The organism is Micavibrio aeruginosavorus (assembly GCF_051245535.1).
GTDB lineage: Bacteria > Pseudomonadota > Alphaproteobacteria > Micavibrionales > Micavibrionaceae > Micavibrio > Micavibrio aeruginosavorus_D.
Genome location: NZ_CP195303.1, coordinates 1405838 through 1424996, shown reverse-complemented (window position 1 = coordinate 1424996; position 19159 = coordinate 1405838). Strand labels below are relative to the sequence as shown.

The following is a 19159-nucleotide window of genomic DNA, read 5'->3' as shown; positions in this document are numbered from 1 at the left end:
AACAAGAATGACGAGTGACATGACAGGCGATGCGCGTGGGCGCGTCGCCATTTTTTTACCTGATGCGCTGGCGCGGGCGCTCAATTCCTATCACGCATTTTCCGGCGAAAATGTGCCAACGGATATCAAGGCGTTTAAGGAGTATCACAATGCGTGCAAGGTCGCGATTGCGCATATCGACCTGTTGATCAAACTGGCGCGATGGGCGGATTTGCCCAGTGCGGATGATGGCCATGACGATCTGGCCGCCATGGTCAAAAACGCGGAAAGCGAATTGGCCGATTATCACGAAAAATTTGGCGAAGATGAAGGCGAGAGGGAGGACGCAGAATGATTCAAAAAACCAACCCCATGGCCTTTCGCCTGTTCGTCGTTTTGTGGAACCAGCGTCAGGGACTGGCCACGCCGTCGGTGCATTTGTTCATGGCCACATGGTTGGAATCGGCGTGGCGTGCGGGTGATAAGCGATTGTTATTAATGGCTTTTCGGTCATGTGGCAAAAGCACGTTGGTGGGGTTGTTTGCGGCGTGGTTGCTCTACACCAATCCGGATTTGCGTATTTTGGTCGTGGCGGCAGAAACATCGCTGGCGCGGCGCATGGTGCGCAATGTCCGCCGGATTATTGAACGCCACCCGCTGACGCAGAATTTGAAGCCCAAGAACGCGGATCAATGGGGCGCGGACCGATTCACGGTCAACCGCGCGATGGAATTGCGTGATCCATCCATGGTGGCGGCGGGCATTACCGCGAACGCCACGGGCAGCCGGGCCGATGTGATTATCTGTGATGACGTCGAGGTTCCGAATACATGCGACACGGCGGATAAGCGGCGTGATTTGCGCGACCGTCTGGCGGAGATGGATTTTATCCTGACGCCCGGCGGTACAATGTTGTATGTCGGCACACCGCATAGCTGGTTCACGATCTATGCGGACAAGGCGCGGAGCGAAATTGGCGAAGCGCGCCCGTTTCTGGATGGGTTCCGCCGCTTGAAAATTCCCGTTCTGGACCGCGATGGCCACAGCGCATGGCCGGAGCGCTACAGCGCGCATGATATTGCCCGCATGCGGGCCGCCACAGGTGAAAACCGCTTCCGCAGCCAGATGATGCTGGAGCCCGTCAATATTGCCGAAGGGCGATTGGACCCGGCGCGGTTGGTTCGCTATGGGGATGATGCGGTTTTTTCGCCGGAATTACGGCAATTGCATATCGGTGCGGCGCGCATGGTGTCGTGCGCGGCCTATTGGGACCCGGCGTTCGGGCGCAGTGGCGGGGACCGATCCGTTCTGGCCATCGTGTTTACGGATACGGATGGAAATTTATACCTGCACCACGTTCTGTACATGAATTGTGATGGCGCAACGGAGGACGAAGCCACCGCGCAATCCCGCGCCGTGGTCGAGGCCGTGAAACGGTTTCACGTTCCGGCGGTGACGATTGAAATTAATGGCATTGGCCGTTTCCTGCCCGCGATTTTGCGGCGGGAATTGGCCAAGGGGCGCGTGCCGTGCGCGGTGGTGGAACATTCCAGCACCCGGCCCAAAAATATCCGTATTCTGGAATCGTTTGAAACCGTGATGGCGGCGCGGTTGCTGCGCGTGCATGGCGATGTGTGGAAAACACCGTTCCTGACCGAGATGCAGGATTGGACGCCCACGCGCGATAACGGGGCGGATGACGGGCTGGATGCCGTGGCGGGGGCGTTGTCGTTGCAACCCGTGCGGTTGCAGCGGCTGGTGCCCGTATCCGGCGGCCCGACATGGCGCGGGGGCGGAATAACACACGAAGCCCGCACAGAATTTGAGGTGTAAAGGACATGGATGATTTTGCATTTGATATGAATTGGTGGGTGACCGTCATTCAAATTCCCGTTATGGGCGGGATGTTCTGGCTGATCTGGCATATCCGCAATGAATCGGAAAACGCCGAACGGCATTTGCGCGATTTGATTGATACACGCCACAGCCAGATGCGCGAAGGGTTGGCGGCGTTCAAGCTGGAAGTCGCCAAAACCTATGCGTCGGTGACGGAGATGCGGGAGCTGGAATCCCGGCTGGTGGGGCATTTATTGCGGATTGAATCGAAACTGGATGCAACCGCATTGAAAACAGAGGCGCTGAACGCGCGGAAGGAGCGATAACATGGTCCGATTTTTAAAACCACAGGAAAGCAAAACGCCAAAAACAACCAAAACCATTCTGGGCAGTATTGATGAGGATGCGGCGGTGGATATTCTGGCGCGCACGTTGTGGGGTGAAGCGCGCGGCGAGGGCAGTGTCGGGATGCAGGCCGTGGCCGCCGTGATTATCAACCGTGTGAAAGTGGCAGAGGCGCATGGCGGAAAATTCTGGTGGGGCAATACCATTATTGGCGTGTGCCAGAAACCGTATCAATTCAGTTGCTGGAACGATAATGACCCCAACCGGGTCAAAGTGATGGGGGTGATGGAAACCGACATCCATTTCGCCACGGCCGTGCGCATTGCGCGGCGGGCGGTGGCGGGGGTTCTGGATGATCCAACGCATGGAGCCACCCATTACCATGCGGCAGGCATTACGCCACCATGGACGCGGGGCGAAAAACCACTGGCGGTCATTGGCCGCCATATTTTTTACCGCGTGATGTAGGAGCATAGCCATGGTTTCACCCGTTCTTTTACAAATGGGCCTGCCCGTTCTGGCCAGTATCGTGTCCGAGGCGCTCGGCACCATCAAACATCCAGCGGCGCAGGTCGCGTCGAAATCGCTGGGGCAGGTGAGTGATGCGCTCAGCATGGGCCAGATCACGCCCGAACAGATGGCCGAGGCCAACCGTCATGCCGAAAAAATGGCCGAAGTGGCGGCGCAGGAAAACGTGGCGGCGTACCAGCAGGTGAATGAATCCCTGCGGGCCGAGGTGGCGTCCAGTGACGCGTATGTGCGGCGCATGCGGCCCACATTCGGGTATTTGATGGCGTTGACCTGGGCGGCGCAGATGCTGGCGCTGGCCTATGTCATCGTGTTTGAAACGGCGCAGGCGGATATCGTCCTGCAATCCATGGAATCGCTGGGCACCATCTGGATGGTGGGATTATCGGTTCTGGGGATTTACGTGTACAAGCGCAGCGAGGAGAAGCGCACGATTGCGCCGCGCTCCACCGATCAAAAAGCTCAAAACTCTGCCGCATTTGTGCCTTCTGCACAGACGCGACAGAGTTATAAGGTCAATGAATAGCAGGTTCGTTTAATGCAGGCTGGCTTCCCCGCACAACGGTGCGCGGGCAGCTGCTTGCAGCATGGCGTAGTAAACGCGACGCACTGTATCGGGGTCCAGATCGCTGACGGCAACGCCGGCATCGCACATGAACGTTGTGGGTTGTTCGGGCGTCAGGCGCAATCCGATATCGCGCAAGACACGCAGACCAGCGAAGAGATCCGCATTCTGCGGCGTATTATTTTTCTCATTACTCATGTTGTACTCCAGATCAAGCGTAAGGGGGCTCTTATCTTGTCTGATGTATTGCAAGTCTTGTGCTAGATGGGTGGGAACTATCCCTTGGGTGAGATGTATACAAAGGCTATGTGCTTGAATTAAGAAACTTCTTACATTCAAATATACTGATATTCCTTTGAAATGAGCCCATTATTGCTCTGATCGAAAGGATAGGTGGCGCATAGCATTTTGCGCGCAAAATGCGAATAATGACGCATTCGGCTTTGCAAAATGCTTGTAAGTTTCACGTAAGGTGTTGTTTATAATGGATATGTTCGCGCCATATCACATATAACCCTGCGCATGCGATGATCACCGATCCGACGATTGTGGACGATGTCGGCAATTGATTGAACAGGGCATACCCCAAAAGGACACCCCAGATCATTTGGGTGTAATGGAACGGTGCCACGATGGCGGTTTCAGAGACGCGTGAAAATGCCGACGCATAAAACAGGAACCCCAGAAATGAGAGCGGCGCCAGCGCGAGGAACAGGGTGATGTCCAGCGCCGTGGTTGGCATTTGCATCGGTTCACCCCAGATCACCATGGGGGCATAAATAATGGCACCCGCAATAAACGGGAAGAACGCATGGTGGATGGCGCGTGCGCCGGGGCCGATTTTGCGCACAATAATCGCCCCCATGCTGGTCAGGCAGGTGGCGATGAACGCCATGATCAGGCCGATATTATTGTCGGAAAATTGCGGTCCGGCCAGAACGATGACACCGACAAACCCAATCACAATCGCCGCGATGCGGTGAATGCCCACCCGTTCCTTTAAAATCACCATCGCCAGCATTGTGACGATCAAAGGGGACAGGAAGACGACGCCATAAAAATCCGCCAGTGAAATATGTTTCAGCGCCAGAATGATGCAATAGGCGTTAATGGCCATCAGCACACCGCGCGCGGTGTAGAGTTTCCATTGCGCGGGCACAAACCCGCGCCAGCCATGTTGCACGATAATCCAAAGCCCGCAAATGATGGCCCCGATGGCGGAGGAGACGAACACAATCTGCGCCGCCGCATAATCCTGTGACAGCCATTTGGCGGTGGTATCGACCAGCGAGAAAAACGCCCAGCCCAGAACCCCCGCACCAATCGCGGACAGGTTGGTGCGGAAATGATCATGTGTGGTGTTCATATCAGAGTGTAATCCGTTCACGAATGGCCGGGCCGGATGAAACGGCTTCACCGGATGGCGCGATTGTGTAGGCGCGTTTGATAATTTCTTCGGCGCGTTTGATTTTGGCTTCGTCCCGGCCGACGATGACGCAGAGCGGGGCGGCGTCGCGGCCCACACGTTCACCGATGGCGGCCATGGCGGCCATACCCGTGCCGTGGTCGATTTTATCGGTAACCAGACGGCGGCCCCCATCCAGTTCAATCACGGCGTAGCCAATCTGGCGCACATTGATGGATTGCACCACGCCGCCATGATCCGGGTACACGGCATGTTCAATCGGGGCCAGTTTCATATGTTTGTCGAACCGATCGATAATGTCGGACGGTCCGCCAAGCGCGTCGACCATGCGTTCAAAGAAATGCGCGGCGCGGCCATTCTTTAAATTCTCGATGCATTTCGCGCGCGCTTCTTCGATCGTATCGGCCAGTTTCCCCAGCAGGATCAATTCAGCCGAGAGTTCGATGGTGACATCGTACAGGCGTTGATCAATATTTTCATTGCGCAGAAATTCAATCGCCTCGCGCACTTCAATCGCGTTGCCCGCCGTGCGGCCCAGAACCTGATCCATATCGGTCATCAACGCGGTGCAGGGCAGGCCGCCGCCATTGGCAACACCGACGATAGATTCCGCCAGGGCGTGGGCGTCGTTATAATCTTCCATAAATGCACCGGAGCCGAATTTCACATCCATCACCAGACCATCAAGCCCAGCAGCCATTTTTTTCGACAGGATGGAGGCAGTAATCAGGTCGAGGCTTTCCACCGTGCCGGTGACATCACGTACGGCATACATGGTGCGGTCGGCGGGGGCCAGATCCTTCGTCGCACCGATGATGGCGCAGCCTTGGTTTTTGACCACCTTGCGGATTTTATCCAGCGGCGGCTGGCTGACATAGCCGGGAATGGAATCCATTTTATCCAGCGTGCCGCCGGTATGGCCCAGCCCGCGACCCGACAGCATCGGTACAAACCCGCCACAGGCCGCGACGATCGGGGCCAGCATCAATGAAACTTTATCGCCAACGCCACCAGTGGAATGTTTATCCAGCACCGGGCCATCCAGCGATTGGTCGGACCAGTCCAGCGTAATGCCCGATGTGGCCATGGCGCGGGTCAGGGCGACGCGTTCCGCAACATCCATCGGGTTCAGGCACGTGGCCATGCAGAAGGCGGCAATTTGCCCTTCGCCCACCGACCCATCGACGATGCCGCGGACAAATTGGCCAATTTCGGCCTCGCCTAGCGGTTGGGCCTGACGGCGGGCGATGATGATTTCCTGAGTCAGCATGCGATGATGTCCTGTTGGCTCTGCCCAATGGGCGAAAAATACGGTATCTTGTGGTTCCAAGATTTAGCGGGTTTTCACCGCTTTGTCATCAATATCCATAATCTTACCCAAGAGTTTCAGGCAGGCCAATGGCATCACACCATTCCAATCACGGGAATCACGACCTCGATACCGAAAATGGCAAATCCATTGTCGTGATGATGCGGGATTTTTTCCGGTTGGAAGCGGCGGGCGGGATCGTTTTGATCTGTGCGTCCATTTTGGCGCTGATCATCGCCAACTCGCCGTTGAGCGGTCTGTATGACCACATATTAAACAATGTGAAATTCACCATCGGGTTTTCGACGGCGGAGGGGTATAACCTTGCGCTGCAAAAATCCGTCCTGCTGTGGATCAATGATGGGTTGATGGCGATTTTCTTCTTCCTGATCGGGTTGGAGATTAAGCGCGAGTTTCTGGAGGGTGAGTTATCCAGCCGGGACCGGGCCTTGCTTCCGGCGTTGGCCGCCTTTGGCGGGATGGCGGTTCCGGCGGCCATTTTCTGGTTCATCAACCAAGGATCGCCCGAAAATCTGGCCGGATGGGCCATTCCGTCGGCGACCGATATTGCCTTTGCGTTGTGCATTCTGACGCTGGTGGGGAATCGCATTCCGATTTCGTTGAAAATCCTGCTGACCGCGGTGGCGGTGATTGACGATTTGGGGGCGATTATCATTATCGCCATTTTCTATTCGCACGGGTTCAACCCGGAACCGCTTTATTTCGCGGCGGCGGCGTTGGTGGGGTTGTTTGTTTTGAACCGCCGCAATGTTCTGCGCATCGCGCCTTATATCCTGCTCACGTTCGTTTTGTGGATTGCGGTTTTGCAATCGGGCATTCATGCGACGTTGGCCGGTGTGATTGCGGCCATGTTTATTCCCCTGCATGGCAAGAAAAACCCCGGCAAATCCCCGGCCAAGATGCTGGAGCATAATTTGCACCCGTGGGTCGCGTTTTTGGTGTTGCCGTTGTTTGGTTTTGCCAATGCGGGCGTGCCGTTTGCCGGGATGGGCGTTGACGCGCTGGTTGACCCGGTGACGCTGGGGATCGCGTTGGGCCTGTTGGTCGGTAAACAGATTGGTATTTTCGGCATGATCGTTCTGGCGGTCAAAACCGGCTTATCACCCAAACCGCATAATGCCAACTGGACCCAGCTTTATGGCGTGTCGGTCATTTGCGGGATTGGTTTCACCATGTCGCTGTTTATCGGCGGGCTGGCCTATCACGATGTGCATATGCAGGCGGTGGTCCGTCTGGGTGTCTTGATGGGGTCGATTGCGGCAGCGGCGCTGGGGTATTGCATCCTGCGCTATGGTCCGACCAATATGCGCCCCGATTGGCGTGATAAGCCGGACGAGTCCTTGCGCAATCGCATGACGCAACAGGTTGATTTTCTCTTTGGCAAACGAAAGGGCCAATCCAAATGGTAAGTACAAGTAAATCGAATCTGATTCCCATCACAGTGGCGCGGGGCGATGGTATCGGCCCGGAGATCATGGATGCGACGTTGAAAATTCTGGATGCTGCGGGCGCGGCGCTGGCGATTGAAGAAATCGCAATCGGCGAAGCGGTCTATAAAAGCGGCATCAAAAGCGGGATTGAAGATTCCGCGTGGGATTCCCTGCGTCGGACCAAGGTCTTCCTGAAATCCCCGATCACGACGCCGCAGGGCGGGGGCTTTAAAAGCCTGAACGTGACGGTACGGAAATCGCTGGGTCTGTTCGCCAACGTGCGCCCGTGCGTATCCTATGCCCCGTATGTTGAAACCAACCATCCGACGATGGATTTGGTGATCGTGCGTGAGAACGAGGAAGATTTGTATGGTGGTATCGAATACCGCCATACGCAGGACGTGGTTGAATCGGTCAAAATCATCAGCCGCCCGGGTTCGGAACGGATCGTTCGCTATGCGTTTGAATATGCGCGCGCCAATGGCCGGAAGAAAGTCACCTGTATGTCCAAGGACAACATCATGAAGATGGCGGATGGATTGTTCCACCGCACCTTCGATGAAATTGGCGCGGAATATCCGGATATTGAACAAAGCCACATGATCATCGATATCGGCTCCGCCAAGGTGGCGGTGCAGCCGCATATGTTCGACGTGATCGTGACCGAAAACCTGTACGGCGATATTATTTCCGATATCGCGGCGGAAGTGACGGGATCGGTCGGCCTGGGTGGGTCATCCAACGTGGGCACGCAATGTGCGATGTTCGAAGCCATTCACGGGTCCGCCCCGGATATTGCGGGCAAGGGCATTGCCAACCCGTCGGGTCTGTTGCTCGGTGCGGTGATGATGCTGGTCCATATTGGCCAGAAGGACATTGCCACACGCGTGCATAACGCCTGGCTGAAAACCATCGAGGATGGCATTCACACGGGCGATATTTACCGTCTGGGCAAGTCGATTGAGAAAGTCGGCACCGATGGGTTCTCCAAGGCTGTGATCGAACGCATTGGAGCCACACCGGATAAGTTACGCCCGGTTGATTACGGTGCGCCGGTGATTGGGGCAGCCGGGGGCATGGTTCTGCCGCCGTTGAAGCCACGCGTGACGCAGGAGAAAAAACTGGTCGGCGTTGATGTGTTCGTGAATATCGATCAATGCGATCCGAACGGTCTGGCCGATCGTATTCTGGCGCTGGGCGTGAATGATAACGGTTTGGCCATGGAATCCATTGCCAACCGCGGGACCAAAGTGTGGCCCGACGGGCAACCGGAAACATTCTGTTCCGACCATTGGCGTTTGCGGTTTATGAGCACCAGCGGAATCAAGCACGATGTCATTATGGCGTTGCTGGCAAAATTCGATGCCGCCAACATTGATTTTATCAAGGTTGAAAACCTTTATAATTTTGATGGGAAACCGGGCTTCACCGCCGCGCAAGGTGAGTAAATTTTTGGCAAGATAGATGAATTAGGGGCGCGGGCCAAAAATCCGCGCCTTTAATTTTTTGAACAGGGCGCAGCCGCTGTTTTTATAGGCGTCGCATTGCTGCGGGTCATCGGCCCACACCCCTTGGCTAAACGGGCGGTACAGGCGGCGGGTCATGGCGGTTTGAAAGGCAAAGGCATCATCCTCAATCGCCTGTGTGCGATAGAGCGAGATGATATTGCCGGGCATATAGCATTCTTCCTTGGTCAGAAGATGCAAAACCCGGGCATCGTTGTAATGCGGGTGGTGTTGATCGATCATCTTGTCATGGAAGGCCATGGCCAGCGCGTTTTGGAATACATGCTGTTGTTCATGGTGCATGGCCCCGGCAGCGGCGGCAAAGCTACGCATAAAATAGTAATTATCGTTATGTGTGTTGTAATCAATTTTTGAACCGACACGGTCCATCGCCGTTGCGAAACGGGACCCGGATGCGTTGTTAAACACACGGTTAAACCCGGATCGATGCGTGGCCAGAAAGAAATGCGGATTATCCTGTCCGTTCGGTTTGATGCAGGGTTCATGGGCGAAAAACAAATCCGTTAATGAACCGCAACGGAAATCATCCAGCGTTTGGTGTTTTTGATGCAAATGCTGCACGATTTTCAGGGCGCGGATTTTCTGGTCCTCTTTCATTGTGGGCCAGTGGCGCTGGGCATATTGCAATGTCTTGCTGCGGGCCATGGCACCGGCGACGTCATTCGCGGCCATGGTCATTTTGCGTTTATAATCATCAGATAACTGAAATTTATCCATCGTCGCGCGGATCAGGGTGATTTCCAGCGGGTAATAGTCTTCGCGGACATAGGTGTTGGGCGTAAACGGAATATCTCTGGCGGCCAGCCGATCCCGTTCGGCGTGCAGGATTTTATGGACCAGCATTCTCGCCAGCCCGATCCGGCTGCGGTCATCGCCATTCTTGATGATATTGATCTGTTCTTCGAACAGGAGGATGTCAGCGGTCGACATGGTGCGCATGCGGCGGGCGAGCAGGGTCACCAGCCGGGAGAGGGGATCGTCTGACTCGTTGTCGTTTGCGTGCATAAGGCGGACCCTGCGCTAAAGTACAGGTGCATATTATGACAATAAAAAGGGGCGGTCAAACATTCTGTGACCGCCCCTTAATTCATTGAAATATTATGTGTTTTTATGCTTCGGGGCCGCGGAACCATTTGCGGATTCGGCCAAAGAAGCCATCCAGCGCATCGCCATGGGCGCGGGCCTGACTGGGGTCTTTGGCCCAGCCGGAGCCGGGAAAGGGACGGCGCAAATGCGTTTCCATCAAATACTGGAAATCAAACGTGTCGCGTTCCAGTGCTTGCTTGCGATAGACGCTGTAGATCGAGGGCGGGACGTAGCAGTCATGGGCGCGCAGGCGATAGAGCAATTCCGCGTCCTTGTAATACGGGCTGGCCGGATCGATGCGTTTTTCGAAATAGGCCAGCGCCATAGCGGATTGGAAGGCGTGTTGTTGTTCATGGTGCATGGCGCTGAGCGCCGTGGCGAAGCCGCCGCGCATAAAGCTGTTATCCGGATGGGTGTTGTAATTGATCAGACTGTCCGGTGTGCCGAACATCCAGCCGAGGGCCTTGCTGTTGAAAATGCTGTGCAGGCTGTCGCTGTGCGAGGCATAACTGAATTGCGGGTTATGTTGCCCGTCGGGCAGGGCACGGGCCTCGTTGTTGAAAATCACGCTGATATTCTGGCCGGTTTTGACACTGTCCAGTTGTTGAACCTGAGCGTGAATTTTCTGGGCCTTGCGCAGAACGACTTTCTTTTGCGCCATATCCATGGCGTTCCAATTATGCTGGGCGAATTGCATATCCTTGTCGGCGGCCATGGCGACGGCGATATTATTGGCAATTTCCCGCATTTTCAGGCGGTATTCACCCGTATATTCAAAATCGGCGCAGAGTTTGTGCAGCAGGTGGATTTCAGCGCTGTAGCGGGATTCGTCCACCGGGGTTTGCCACATCACGCCCTCGGGTGCATTGCCATTGGGGAAGAGGATTTTTTCTTCCTCGGCAAAAATGTAATCGCGCAATTCTTGAATCAAATCCAGTTTTTCATCCGGTGTGCCGGATTTGTGGATGCGATTATAGCGGTCAAACCGGGCCCGCAACGCGGGCAGGTGGCTGTGAAAGGTTGAAGACAAAAACCGGGTGTTGTCGCCATCCCCATGGGATGGCAAGGCGGCGTTTTGATTCATCATGTGGCGGCGTGATCCCTGTTCGAGAATCTTGATTATTATTTTTATGATGTGCAGTTGATGTTATGCACAAAAAAATTGTACGCGAGGTTTCGCGTTTGATCAAGTGCAACAGGGCTTTGCGGGATTATGGTTTATGCGCTTAAGCGTAAGGCCAGACGTTCCTGCATCCGGTGCTCGATGTAGTAGGTGTCTTGTTCCTTGTGCTGGATGCGGTAAACGCTTTGCAACGCATGCGTGATATACGCGCGTTGTTTGTGAAGCACCCACATGATTTCAACATCGCGGGCAATGGGGTGGCATTTGGGAATGCGCCCCTGGGCATAGGCCAGCATCAGGGCCGATTGCATCACGTGGTGTTGTTCGTGATGCACGGTGGATGCGGCGGTCGCAAAATCCCGCGTCACGAAATTTGTATCGGCATGTGTGTTGTAAAAAATCTTTGGCCGCAATGGTGGTGCCGTGCCGCTTTTTTGGATGCAGGCTTGACCCAGTGCGCTGATCCCCGCGGCTTCGTCCAGATTGTCGGTTTGATAGGCAAAGACGATCGTCGGCAATGCATCCGGTGTTGCGGCCGGGGTGATGGCGCTTTGGTTAAACTGCATCGTTAAGGTCGGCGGGGTTTGCACGCCGGCGATGTTCTGTGTCTGGGCGTGGATTTTCTGAATGTGGTGCAGGGCCATTTTGCGGTACACGGGGCCCAGATGGGGCCATGCATCCTGTGTTTCCCGGACAAAGTCACTGCGTCGTAAGGCTTCATGAACCGTATCGACGGATTGGTCCAGTTCATTCAAATACGCTTCGGAATAATCCAGCGTTTTGAAAATGCGGCGCATGATGTCAATTTCGCGCGCAAATTTTCGTTCATCAATGGCGTATTCAATGACAGCGGGAATGGGCAGATTGTTATCGCGCAATGACTGGCGCTCGGCGGCGTGGATGTAGCGTTGCAGGTAATACAGGCTGGCCGCCTTTGCTTCCAGATCGGACGAGTCGAGGCTGTCGTCCACTTCATCCAGAAATTCGGCGTGCCTTTGGATCAGGGCGGCATCCATGTGCGCGATCATGCCTTCCCGGTCGCCATCTTTTTTGATGGGAACGGGCAGTAAGGCTTCGTCTTTATCATTCTTATTGTTTGTTGGTCCCTGCATGGCGGGGAGTATGGCCAAATTGGCCCGGAAATGACAAGAAAATTGTATTTAGCCCAAGGATTGTGCGGTTTTTTGCGCTGCGGCAACCGTGTTGGCCAGCAGGCAGGCAATGGTCATCGGGCCGACACCGCCCGGAACCGGGGTGATGGCGGCGGCGCGGGTGGATGCGGATTCATAATCAACATCCCCGGTGATGGTGCCGTTATCGCGGCGGTTGATGCCGACATCGATCACGATGGCGCCGGGTTTCACCCAATCGGCCTTGACCATGTTCGCTTGCCCGACGGCGGCGACCAGAATATCGGCCTGCGCGCACAAGGCGGGCAAGTCGCGGCTTTTGGAATGGGCGGTGGTGACCGTGCAATTTTGTGCGAGCAATAATTGCGCCATCGGCTTGCCGAACAAAATCGATCGGCCCAGCACAATGGCGTGCAGCCCGGTTAAGTCCGTGCGGACGGACTGGATCAGTTTCAACGCGCCTTGCGGTGTGCAGGGAACAACGGCATCAGCCGCGCCGGATACCAGTTTCCCGATATTCAGCGGGTGCAAACCGTCGACATCCTTCGCAGGCGTAATGCGGTTGATCAGCGCGTGCGCGTCAATATGCGCGGGGGCGGGCAGTTGCAGCAATATGCCGTGAATGGATTGATCGGCATTTAACGTGTCGATCAAGGTTTCCACCGCGTCCTGTGCCACCGTTGCGGGCAGGCGGTATTCCGCACTGTGGATCCCAACGGATTCACAGGCGCGCATTTTATTGCGGACGTAAATGTCGGACGCTGGATTATCACCGATCAGGATGACGGCCAGCCCCGGCATAACCCCACGCAAACGCAGCGCCGCCACGTCATCGGCGATGGATTGCCGCAATGTGGCGGCAATCATCTTTCCGTCGATGATGGTGGCGGCGTTGTGCGTCATCGTGTGCGGATTAACCCGTAATGGTAATGGCCGGCGCGCTGAAGAACATGCTGCCGATCAAGCTTTGCAACAGATAGATGCCGAAGATGATGATGATCGGCGTAATATCAATGCCACCAATCGGCGGAATGAATTTGCGCAGCGGGGCATAAACCGGTTGCGTGATGCGTTCGATCAGGCGGACCAGATTGCCGGCCTGTGGGTTGCGGGTGTTGATCACATCAAAGGCGATCAGCCAGCTGATCACAACGCCAGCGATGATGATAAAAAGGTAAATATTCAGTAACGTAATCAGCAATTGTCCGATGGCAGCCAGCATGATCAAAAATCCCCGTATTCAGCCAGTTTCAGGTGCGCCCATCATAGTATGGCGGGGCCAAAGATAAAAGGGCGAAGGGGCGGATTTTCTGATAAAATTAGGAGGTTATGCGGATAAAGGCGTTTTTTTTCATCGCATTGTTATGCGGTTTTGGTGTGGTGTGGCCGGCTGCCCTGTGGGCGGGGAAGGGGCCGCCTGAATCCTATCCATTAAAAATGCGGAACGGGAAAATGGTCTGCCCGCCCGGTGTGGCCCCGGTGATCAATATCAATCCGGTCAGCAACACGATCCAATATGATTTTTCAAAACGCTCCGCCGAATTGGGCGCCGCGATGGCCGATAACGATAGCTACAATCCCTATGCGGGGATGAGCGATACGGCCACGGGGGGCATGCGCCATGACCGGGTCAGAACATCCATGGCCATGGAATGGTCAATTTTTCACAGCCCCGATCTGGGGCAAGCCTGTATGCAGTTTAAAAGCGTGACGCTGAATATCACACTGTCCCCGGTCGTCTATGTGGCGCAGGAATTTTCGCGCCAGCCGTGCCGCGCCGCCGTGATCAAGCATGAATTGAAACATGTTGAGGTCGATCGGCATATAATGAACGCCTATGTTCAGGTGGTGGGGCGGTTGATGAAACAGGCGGTTGATCAAACCGGTGTGATTGGGCCTATCCCTTTGGACGATGTTGAAAAATACAAATCCGCCACATTGGAACAGGTAAAGCAGGCTTTGCACAGTCAGGATAAAGCCTTGGAAAAAGACCAATATAATCTACAGGCCCAGGTCGATTCACGCGCCGAATATGACCGGATCGGTTCCATTTGTAAGGGACTGGTCAGCCTGCAACGGTAACTTATCTATATTACGGGTTACTGATATACACAAAAGGCGCATTTTTAAATGGGTCCAGAGATGTTGCTGGAATCAATACAGGCCGGATTGATGGCCTCGGGGTTGTGGTTGGCGGCGGGCAGCGTTCCCGGCTGCCCCGTTCCGCCCATTCCGAATGTCAGCGTGTATGCCGTCACGGCCGCGACAAAGATCGACGATTCCCTGCCCATGAGTGTGCTTGAGACGTTTGAACTGGACACCGACACGGCGAAATCCGCCACCAATATGTCACACGCGAAGACGGGCGGCGTCATGCGCGGCACCATCGGGATTGAATACAGCATTGAAATGGATTGGCGACCGGCGGAGCACGGCGGATTAAGCTGCCTGCATTTCAGTGAGGTGAATATTATCCTGACGCTGGAGCCGACCATTTTTATCGCGCGGGATTTTGCGCGGGGCGGGTGCGTGTATAACGCCGTGCGTGACCACGAAATGGAACACGTCGCCATTGATCGCGCCGCGATTGAGGCCTATTCCGCGCAGATTGACCGGGCGTTTGATTTCGTGTTCGAAGTGGACGGCAACCGCCAATCCCCGCCCATTGCCGATAACGAGGTGACGGTGATGCGCAGCCGGATGCAACAGGCGGTGATTAACCAGACGGAACAGATTTTGCGCGATATGCACGCCGACCGCATGGCGCGGCAAAATGCGCTGGATTCCCCGCAAACCTACGCCGAATTGATGCGTCAGTGCCCGGATGCCGTGGCGGAAATGGCGCGTTGAATATCCGCCCGGATCAGGTGATTTTTCGGCGCGTATTTCAGGGCCGTTTCCATTTCTTTGCGCGCGGTATCCATCGCGCCCGGTTTGTTTTCTTCCGCGATTTTTAAACCATTACTGAAATACGCTGCGGCCAGAGCGGTTTGAATGTCCGCATTGTTCGGGCGCAGCGTATTGGCGCGGGTCAGGTGCGGAATGGCGTCATTCGCCCGGCCCGATTCAATCTGAATCGTGCCCAGACGCAGCAACAGGCCCGTATTATCCGGCTCCCCCGACAAAGCTTGCAGCAAAACCAGTTCTTCCTGTTGCTTCAAGCGGATTTGCGCGCGCGGATTGTCGATTGTTTCAAACGCGGCGGCGCGCGATGGCGTGTCGGGCGAACCCAGAAACAGATACAGCGCCAGAACGCAAAGCGCGCCGGTCATAAGTACTTTAACGCCCGATTGCCATGTGGTCGCCGATTTCATCAGCGGATCGGACAGAATGACCATGATGATGGCGGTCAGAACAGCGGTGATAACGAATAAAATCATGATGGATCGTCCATATTGGCCGCGCGGCGCAGGGAGCGCATGGCGACGAACCCGCCCAGCCCCAGAATAATGATCGGCATGCCCCACAAAATCCATGTGCGCGGGTCAACCGGGGGCGTCATTAAAACGAAGTCGCCGTAATTGCGGTGCAGTTCATTGATGATGTCGGCATCGCTGGCCCCGGATTCAATCCGGTCGCGGACCAGCTTACGCATATCACGCGCAATGGCGGCATCGGATTCGGCAATGCTCTGGTTCTGGCATACGACGCAGCGCAGATCGTGGAACAAGTCCTGCGCCCGGCTTTCCTGCACCGGGTCGGCCAGAATTTCACGCGGGTCCTGCATCGCCCATGCGGGGGTGGAGAGCAGAAGAAGAGCCAGAAAAACGCGGATCATGGGGCGTTGCCCTTTTGAACCAGTGGCAGGATCAGGCCGTCAATATCCGCTTGCTGGATCGGTCCGGTGATGCGGTGGCGGATGATGCCACCCATGTCGATGATAAATGTTTCGGGTGTACCGCTGGTGCCCCAGGCGATGGATAATCCGCCATCGGGATCATTCAGGATGGTATCGAACGGGTTGCCGAGGCGGGCGAGGAAGGCTTCGCGCTTTTGCGGCAGATCGCGGACATTGATGCCGATGACCATGACATTGTCGATCATCGCAATGGATTCCAGCATCGGGTGTTCGGCTTCGCATGGCGGGCACCAGCTCGCGAAGAAATTCACCACGCGCACCGGGCCGGGGCCACGGAAGATGGTGTCCACAATGGCAGGATCAAACCCGTCGGCGGTGTAGGCCGGAGCTTGCTGGCCGATCAGGGCGCTGTCCAGCTTGGACGGGTCCGTGCCTTTCAGCAACGGCACGATGGCCAAGGCGATCAGGAAGCCGAGGAAGGCCAGCGGCAGGAGAAAATAAAGACGTTGTGTGCGTGTAATCATTTTATGATCCTCCTTTATCCTTACGGCGTTGGCCGAACAAAGCGCACAGACCGCCCGCAGCAATCATGGCAAACCCGCCCCAGATCAACGCGACCAACGGGTGGGTGGTGGCGCGGACAATCCAGCCATTTCCTTGGCCCCCGCTTTGATCAATCGTATCTTGTTGCCCCAGAACGACATAAATATCATCGCGCAGGGATGTGCGAATGGCGGCTTCGGTCGTGGCCATGCCGCCGACCGGGTAATAACGGCGTTCGGGGGACAGAGCGATGGATGTGTTGCCCGCACGTGCCGTGACATGCGCCATGATGGTGGAATAATTCGGGCCAAACCCGGCATCGACGGAATCCAGCGTGATGGTCCAGCGCCCGGCGGTTAAATGCTCACCCGGTTTTAAAATCTGCGCCGTTTCAATTTTCCACAGCGTGGTGCCGACAATGCCAATGACGGCCACGCCCAATCCGATATGAGCCAGCCGCATGCCCCAGCCCGAGAGGGTGAGTTTTGCCCGGTACGCCCATGTATCGGCCAGCGTGGTGACAATCGCCCAGAGGCCAAGCGCAAAGCCGCCCAGAACGATAAAGGATGTTTCCGTTTGAATAGCGATGATCAGCCCGACAATCACCGCCGTGATGGCTGAGGCCGTTATCAATTGCCCGCGTATGGCCATGAGGTCGGCCTTTTTCCACGCCAGAAAGGGCCCCACACCCATCAGCAGGATCAAGGGCACGGCCAAAGGCAGGATGGTGGCATTAAAAAACGGCGGCCCCACCGAAATTTGCCCGGCGTTCAGCGATGATAAAATCATCGGGTATAACGTGCCGACCAGAATGGTCGCGGCCATGGCCGTTAAAATCAGATTGTTCAGGACCAATGCGCTTTCGCGGCTGACCGGTTTGAACCCGGCATCGCTTTTCAAATCCGGCGCGCGCAAGGCATAGAGCAGGAACCCACCACCCGCGAACACGGCCAGCAGGCCGAGGATAAACAATCCGCGCGATGGATCGGTGGCAAAGGCATGCACCGATGTCAAAACGCCGGAGCGCACAAGGAATGTGCCGAGCAGGGAGAAGGTGTAGGCGAGCAGGGCCAGCAAAACGCTCCAGCGCGGCAACGCCCCGCGATGGCGCGTGATGATGATGGAATGCAAAAGCGCCGTGCCGCACAGCCACGGCATCAAAGAAGCATTTTCCACCGGGTCCCAGAACCAGAATCCGCCCCAGCCCAATTCGTAATACGCCCACCATGATCCAAGCGCGATGCCCGCGCTCAACCCCGACCATGCGGCCAGAACCCATGGGCGGACCAGCGCGGCCCAGTCGCGGTTGATCGCGTTGGTCAGAAGACCCGCACAGGCAAAAGAAAACACAATCGAAAACCCGACATAGCCCAGATAAAGCAGCGGCGGATGGAAGGCGAGGCCGGGGTCTTGCAACAACGGGTTCAAATCCATCCCATCGGCGGGTGCGGGGTTCAGGCGGGCAAACGGATTGGATGTAAACAGGATAAAGGCCAGAATGCCCACACCCTGCATCCCCTGCACGGTCAACAGCATGGCGCGCATGGTGTTCGGCATGGCTTGGCGCAGGGATAACGCGCCGAACAAGGCGAGGATCAGCACCCACAGGACCATCGACCCCTCATGGTTGCCCCATGTGCCCGCGATTTTATAGAGCAGGGGTTTCAGCGTGTGGCTGTTGTTCACGACCAGCGCGAGCGAGAAATCCGATACGACGAAGGCGTAGATGAGCGCGGCAAAGGCGGTGGTGATGGTCGCGCACTGGAACACAGCAGCCCGGCGGGCCACAAGCAGCCAAGCATCCATGCCGTCTTTCCGCGATTTCCACCCCGCGGCCATTTGCAGGGCGGCGCAGAACAGGGACAAGATCAACGCAAAATGGCCGAGTTCCGCAATCATTGCTGTGGGGCCTCTTGTTGTTTGGCTTCCATCGCGTCGAAATGCGGTTTCATGGCTTTGGCCACTTCGGGCGGCATATAATTTTCATCGTGCTTGGCCAGCAATTGCGTGGCGATAAAAACGTGATCGTTATTGATCGTCCCGGTGGCGATAATGCCCTGACCTTCGCGGAACAAATCGGGGACGATGCCGTCATATTCAATCACGACATTGTTTTCATTGTCGGTGACGGTGAAGCGGGTGATGGTGCCTTCACGTTTCACGGTGCCATACACAACCATGCCGCCGACGCGGATTGGGCGACCGCCTGCTAAAGGACGCGCGCTGGTGGAGACCAGATCAGTCGGGCTCATGAAATAAGTGACATTCTGGCGCAGGGCGAACAGCAGCAACGCGGTCGCCACCGCCACACCCAACAGAATAAGAACCAGAGCCACCAAACGGCGGTGTTTACGCGTCATTCTCGTTATCTTTCTTGATTTCGTGGGCGCGGACGTATGTGGCCAGCGTCAGCACGATCAACACAATCGCGGCAAAGCCATAGGAACCCCAGACATAGAGGCCGTAACCGTTCATGGCGAAAAAGGTTTCGAAGGTCATTCCATGCAATCCTT

The 19159-nt window shown here is 55.9% G+C and carries 23 protein-coding genes; 9 read left to right on the top strand and 14 right to left on the bottom strand.

Going from position 1 to position 19159, the window contains the following annotated elements; genetic code table 11:
* The first annotated feature begins 7 nt into the window (after window positions 1-7).
* The 5 genes from ACSC94_RS06905 to ACSC94_RS06885 are packed head-to-tail and all read left to right on the top strand — an operon-like array spanning window position 8 to window position 3214.
* A complete protein-coding gene (locus ACSC94_RS06905) occupies window positions 8-334 on the top strand; it encodes a hypothetical protein (RefSeq protein ID WP_435640114.1) in 327 nt (108 codons plus the stop codon).
* Window positions 331-1812 carry a phage terminase large subunit gene (terL, locus tag ACSC94_RS06900; protein WP_435640113.1) on the top strand — a complete coding sequence of 494 codons (1482 nt, stop codon included), beginning with the start codon at window positions 331-333 and terminating at the stop codon, window positions 1810-1812. The genes ACSC94_RS06905 and terL overlap by 4 nt, the downstream gene beginning before the upstream one ends.
* A gap of 5 nt (window positions 1813-1817) precedes the next feature.
* Window positions 1818-2141, top strand: a complete 324-nt coding sequence (locus ACSC94_RS06895) for a hypothetical protein (RefSeq protein WP_435640112.1) — start codon at window positions 1818-1820, stop codon at window positions 2139-2141.
* Between the two features lies 1 nt (window position 2142).
* On the top strand, window positions 2143-2628 hold the full coding sequence (locus tag ACSC94_RS06890) for a cell wall hydrolase (protein WP_435640111.1): 486 nt from the start codon (window positions 2143-2145) through the stop codon (window positions 2626-2628).
* 10 nt (window positions 2629-2638) lie between these two features.
* Window positions 2639-3214 carry a 3TM-type holin gene (locus ACSC94_RS06885; RefSeq protein ID WP_435640110.1) on the top strand — a complete coding sequence of 192 codons (576 nt, stop codon included), beginning with the start codon at window positions 2639-2641 and terminating at the stop codon, window positions 3212-3214.
* A gap of 9 nt (window positions 3215-3223) precedes the next feature.
* On the opposite strand, the gene ACSC94_RS06880 is transcribed toward ACSC94_RS06885, so the two are convergent.
* The 3 genes from ACSC94_RS06880 to deoA all read right to left on the bottom strand — a co-directional run bounded on the left by ACSC94_RS06880 (window position 3224) and on the right by deoA (window position 5949).
* Window positions 3224-3451, bottom strand: a complete 228-nt coding sequence (locus ACSC94_RS06880) for a hypothetical protein (protein ID WP_435640109.1) — start codon at window positions 3449-3451, stop codon at window positions 3224-3226.
* A 265-nt stretch (window positions 3452-3716) separates the two neighbouring features.
* Window positions 3717-4619, bottom strand: a complete 903-nt coding sequence (locus ACSC94_RS06875; RefSeq protein ID WP_435640108.1) for a DMT family transporter — start codon at window positions 4617-4619, stop codon at window positions 3717-3719.
* Between the two features lies 1 nt (window position 4620).
* Window positions 4621-5949 (bottom strand): thymidine phosphorylase, encoded by a 1329-nt coding sequence (gene deoA, locus ACSC94_RS06870; protein ID WP_435640107.1) that lies wholly within the window; start codon window positions 5947-5949, stop codon window positions 4621-4623.
* A gap of 128 nt (window positions 5950-6077) precedes the next feature.
* Here deoA and nhaA point away from each other — a divergent pair, with 128 nt between their 5' ends.
* Together nhaA and ACSC94_RS06860 are read left to right on the top strand one after the other, a co-directional pair.
* Window positions 6078-7418 (top strand): Na+/H+ antiporter NhaA, encoded by a 1341-nt coding sequence (nhaA, locus tag ACSC94_RS06865; RefSeq protein WP_435640106.1) that lies wholly within the window; start codon window positions 6078-6080, stop codon window positions 7416-7418.
* Complete coding sequence (locus ACSC94_RS06860) at window positions 7412-8887, top strand: NADP-dependent isocitrate dehydrogenase (RefSeq protein ID WP_435640105.1); 1476 nt, start codon at window positions 7412-7414, stop codon at window positions 8885-8887. Before nhaA ends, ACSC94_RS06860 begins: the two co-directional genes overlap by 7 nt.
* 21 nt (window positions 8888-8908) lie before the next feature.
* Here ACSC94_RS06860 and ACSC94_RS06855 read toward each other — a convergent pair whose 3' ends face one another.
* From ACSC94_RS06855 to ACSC94_RS06835, 5 genes are all read right to left on the bottom strand, one after another.
* Window positions 8909-9970, bottom strand: a complete 1062-nt coding sequence (locus ACSC94_RS06855; RefSeq protein WP_435640104.1) for a hypothetical protein — start codon at window positions 9968-9970, stop codon at window positions 8909-8911.
* 103 nt (window positions 9971-10073) lie between these two features.
* Window positions 10074-11138, bottom strand: a complete 1065-nt coding sequence (locus tag ACSC94_RS06850) for a hypothetical protein (protein WP_435640103.1) — start codon at window positions 11136-11138, stop codon at window positions 10074-10076.
* Window positions 11139-11269: 131 nt separating this feature from the next.
* On the bottom strand, window positions 11270-12286 hold the full coding sequence (locus ACSC94_RS06845; RefSeq protein WP_435640102.1) for a hypothetical protein: 1017 nt from the start codon (window positions 12284-12286) through the stop codon (window positions 11270-11272).
* Window positions 12287-12334: 48 nt separating this feature from the next.
* Window positions 12335-13207: a bifunctional methylenetetrahydrofolate dehydrogenase/methenyltetrahydrofolate cyclohydrolase FolD gene (folD, locus tag ACSC94_RS06840; protein ID WP_435640101.1), complete on the bottom strand. Its 873-nt coding sequence runs from the start codon at window positions 13205-13207 to the stop codon at window positions 12335-12337.
* 10 nt (window positions 13208-13217) lie between these two features.
* On the bottom strand, window positions 13218-13526 hold the full coding sequence (locus ACSC94_RS06835; RefSeq protein WP_435640100.1) for a YggT family protein: 309 nt from the start codon (window positions 13524-13526) through the stop codon (window positions 13218-13220).
* A 230-nt stretch (window positions 13527-13756) separates the two neighbouring features.
* Here ACSC94_RS06835 and ACSC94_RS06830 point away from each other — a divergent pair, with 230 nt between their 5' ends.
* Window positions 13757-14386 (top strand): hypothetical protein, encoded by a 630-nt coding sequence (locus ACSC94_RS06830; protein ID WP_435640099.1) that lies wholly within the window; start codon window positions 13757-13759, stop codon window positions 14384-14386.
* Window positions 14387-14434: 48 nt separating this feature from the next.
* Complete coding sequence (locus ACSC94_RS06825; RefSeq protein ID WP_435640098.1) at window positions 14435-15154, top strand: hypothetical protein; 720 nt, start codon at window positions 14435-14437, stop codon at window positions 15152-15154.
* Here the strand turns inward: ACSC94_RS06825 and ACSC94_RS06820 are convergent.
* From ACSC94_RS06820 to ccmD, 6 genes are read right to left on the bottom strand one after another with little or no spacing between them, the layout of a single operon-like run.
* Window positions 15118-15684, bottom strand: a complete 567-nt coding sequence (locus tag ACSC94_RS06820) for a tetratricopeptide repeat protein (RefSeq protein ID WP_435640097.1) — start codon at window positions 15682-15684, stop codon at window positions 15118-15120. The two genes, ACSC94_RS06825 and ACSC94_RS06820, sit on opposite strands and share 37 nt — an antisense overlap.
* Entirely contained in the window at window positions 15681-16082 is a 402-nt protein-coding gene (locus ACSC94_RS06815) for a cytochrome c-type biogenesis protein (protein WP_435640096.1), read from the bottom strand. Before ACSC94_RS06815 ends, ACSC94_RS06820 begins: the two co-directional genes overlap by 4 nt.
* Window positions 16079-16627 carry a DsbE family thiol:disulfide interchange protein gene (locus tag ACSC94_RS06810; protein ID WP_435640095.1) on the bottom strand — a complete coding sequence of 183 codons (549 nt, stop codon included), beginning with the start codon at window positions 16625-16627 and terminating at the stop codon, window positions 16079-16081. The genes ACSC94_RS06815 and ACSC94_RS06810 overlap by 4 nt, the downstream gene beginning before the upstream one ends.
* A 1-nt stretch (window position 16628) precedes the next feature.
* The gene (locus tag ACSC94_RS06805; RefSeq protein WP_435640094.1) at window positions 16629-18545 is read right to left on the bottom strand and encodes a heme lyase CcmF/NrfE family subunit; all 1917 of its coding nucleotides are present in this window, start codon (window positions 18543-18545) and stop codon (window positions 16629-16631) included.
* Window positions 18542-19006, bottom strand: a complete 465-nt coding sequence (gene ccmE / locus ACSC94_RS06800; RefSeq protein WP_435640093.1) for a cytochrome c maturation protein CcmE — start codon at window positions 19004-19006, stop codon at window positions 18542-18544. Before ccmE ends, ACSC94_RS06805 begins: the two co-directional genes overlap by 4 nt.
* Window positions 18996-19145, bottom strand: coding sequence for a heme exporter protein CcmD (ccmD, locus tag ACSC94_RS06795; RefSeq protein WP_435640092.1), 150 nt, complete (start codon window positions 19143-19145; stop codon window positions 18996-18998). The genes ccmE and ccmD overlap by 11 nt, the downstream gene beginning before the upstream one ends.
* Window positions 19146-19159 lie beyond the last annotated feature (14 nt).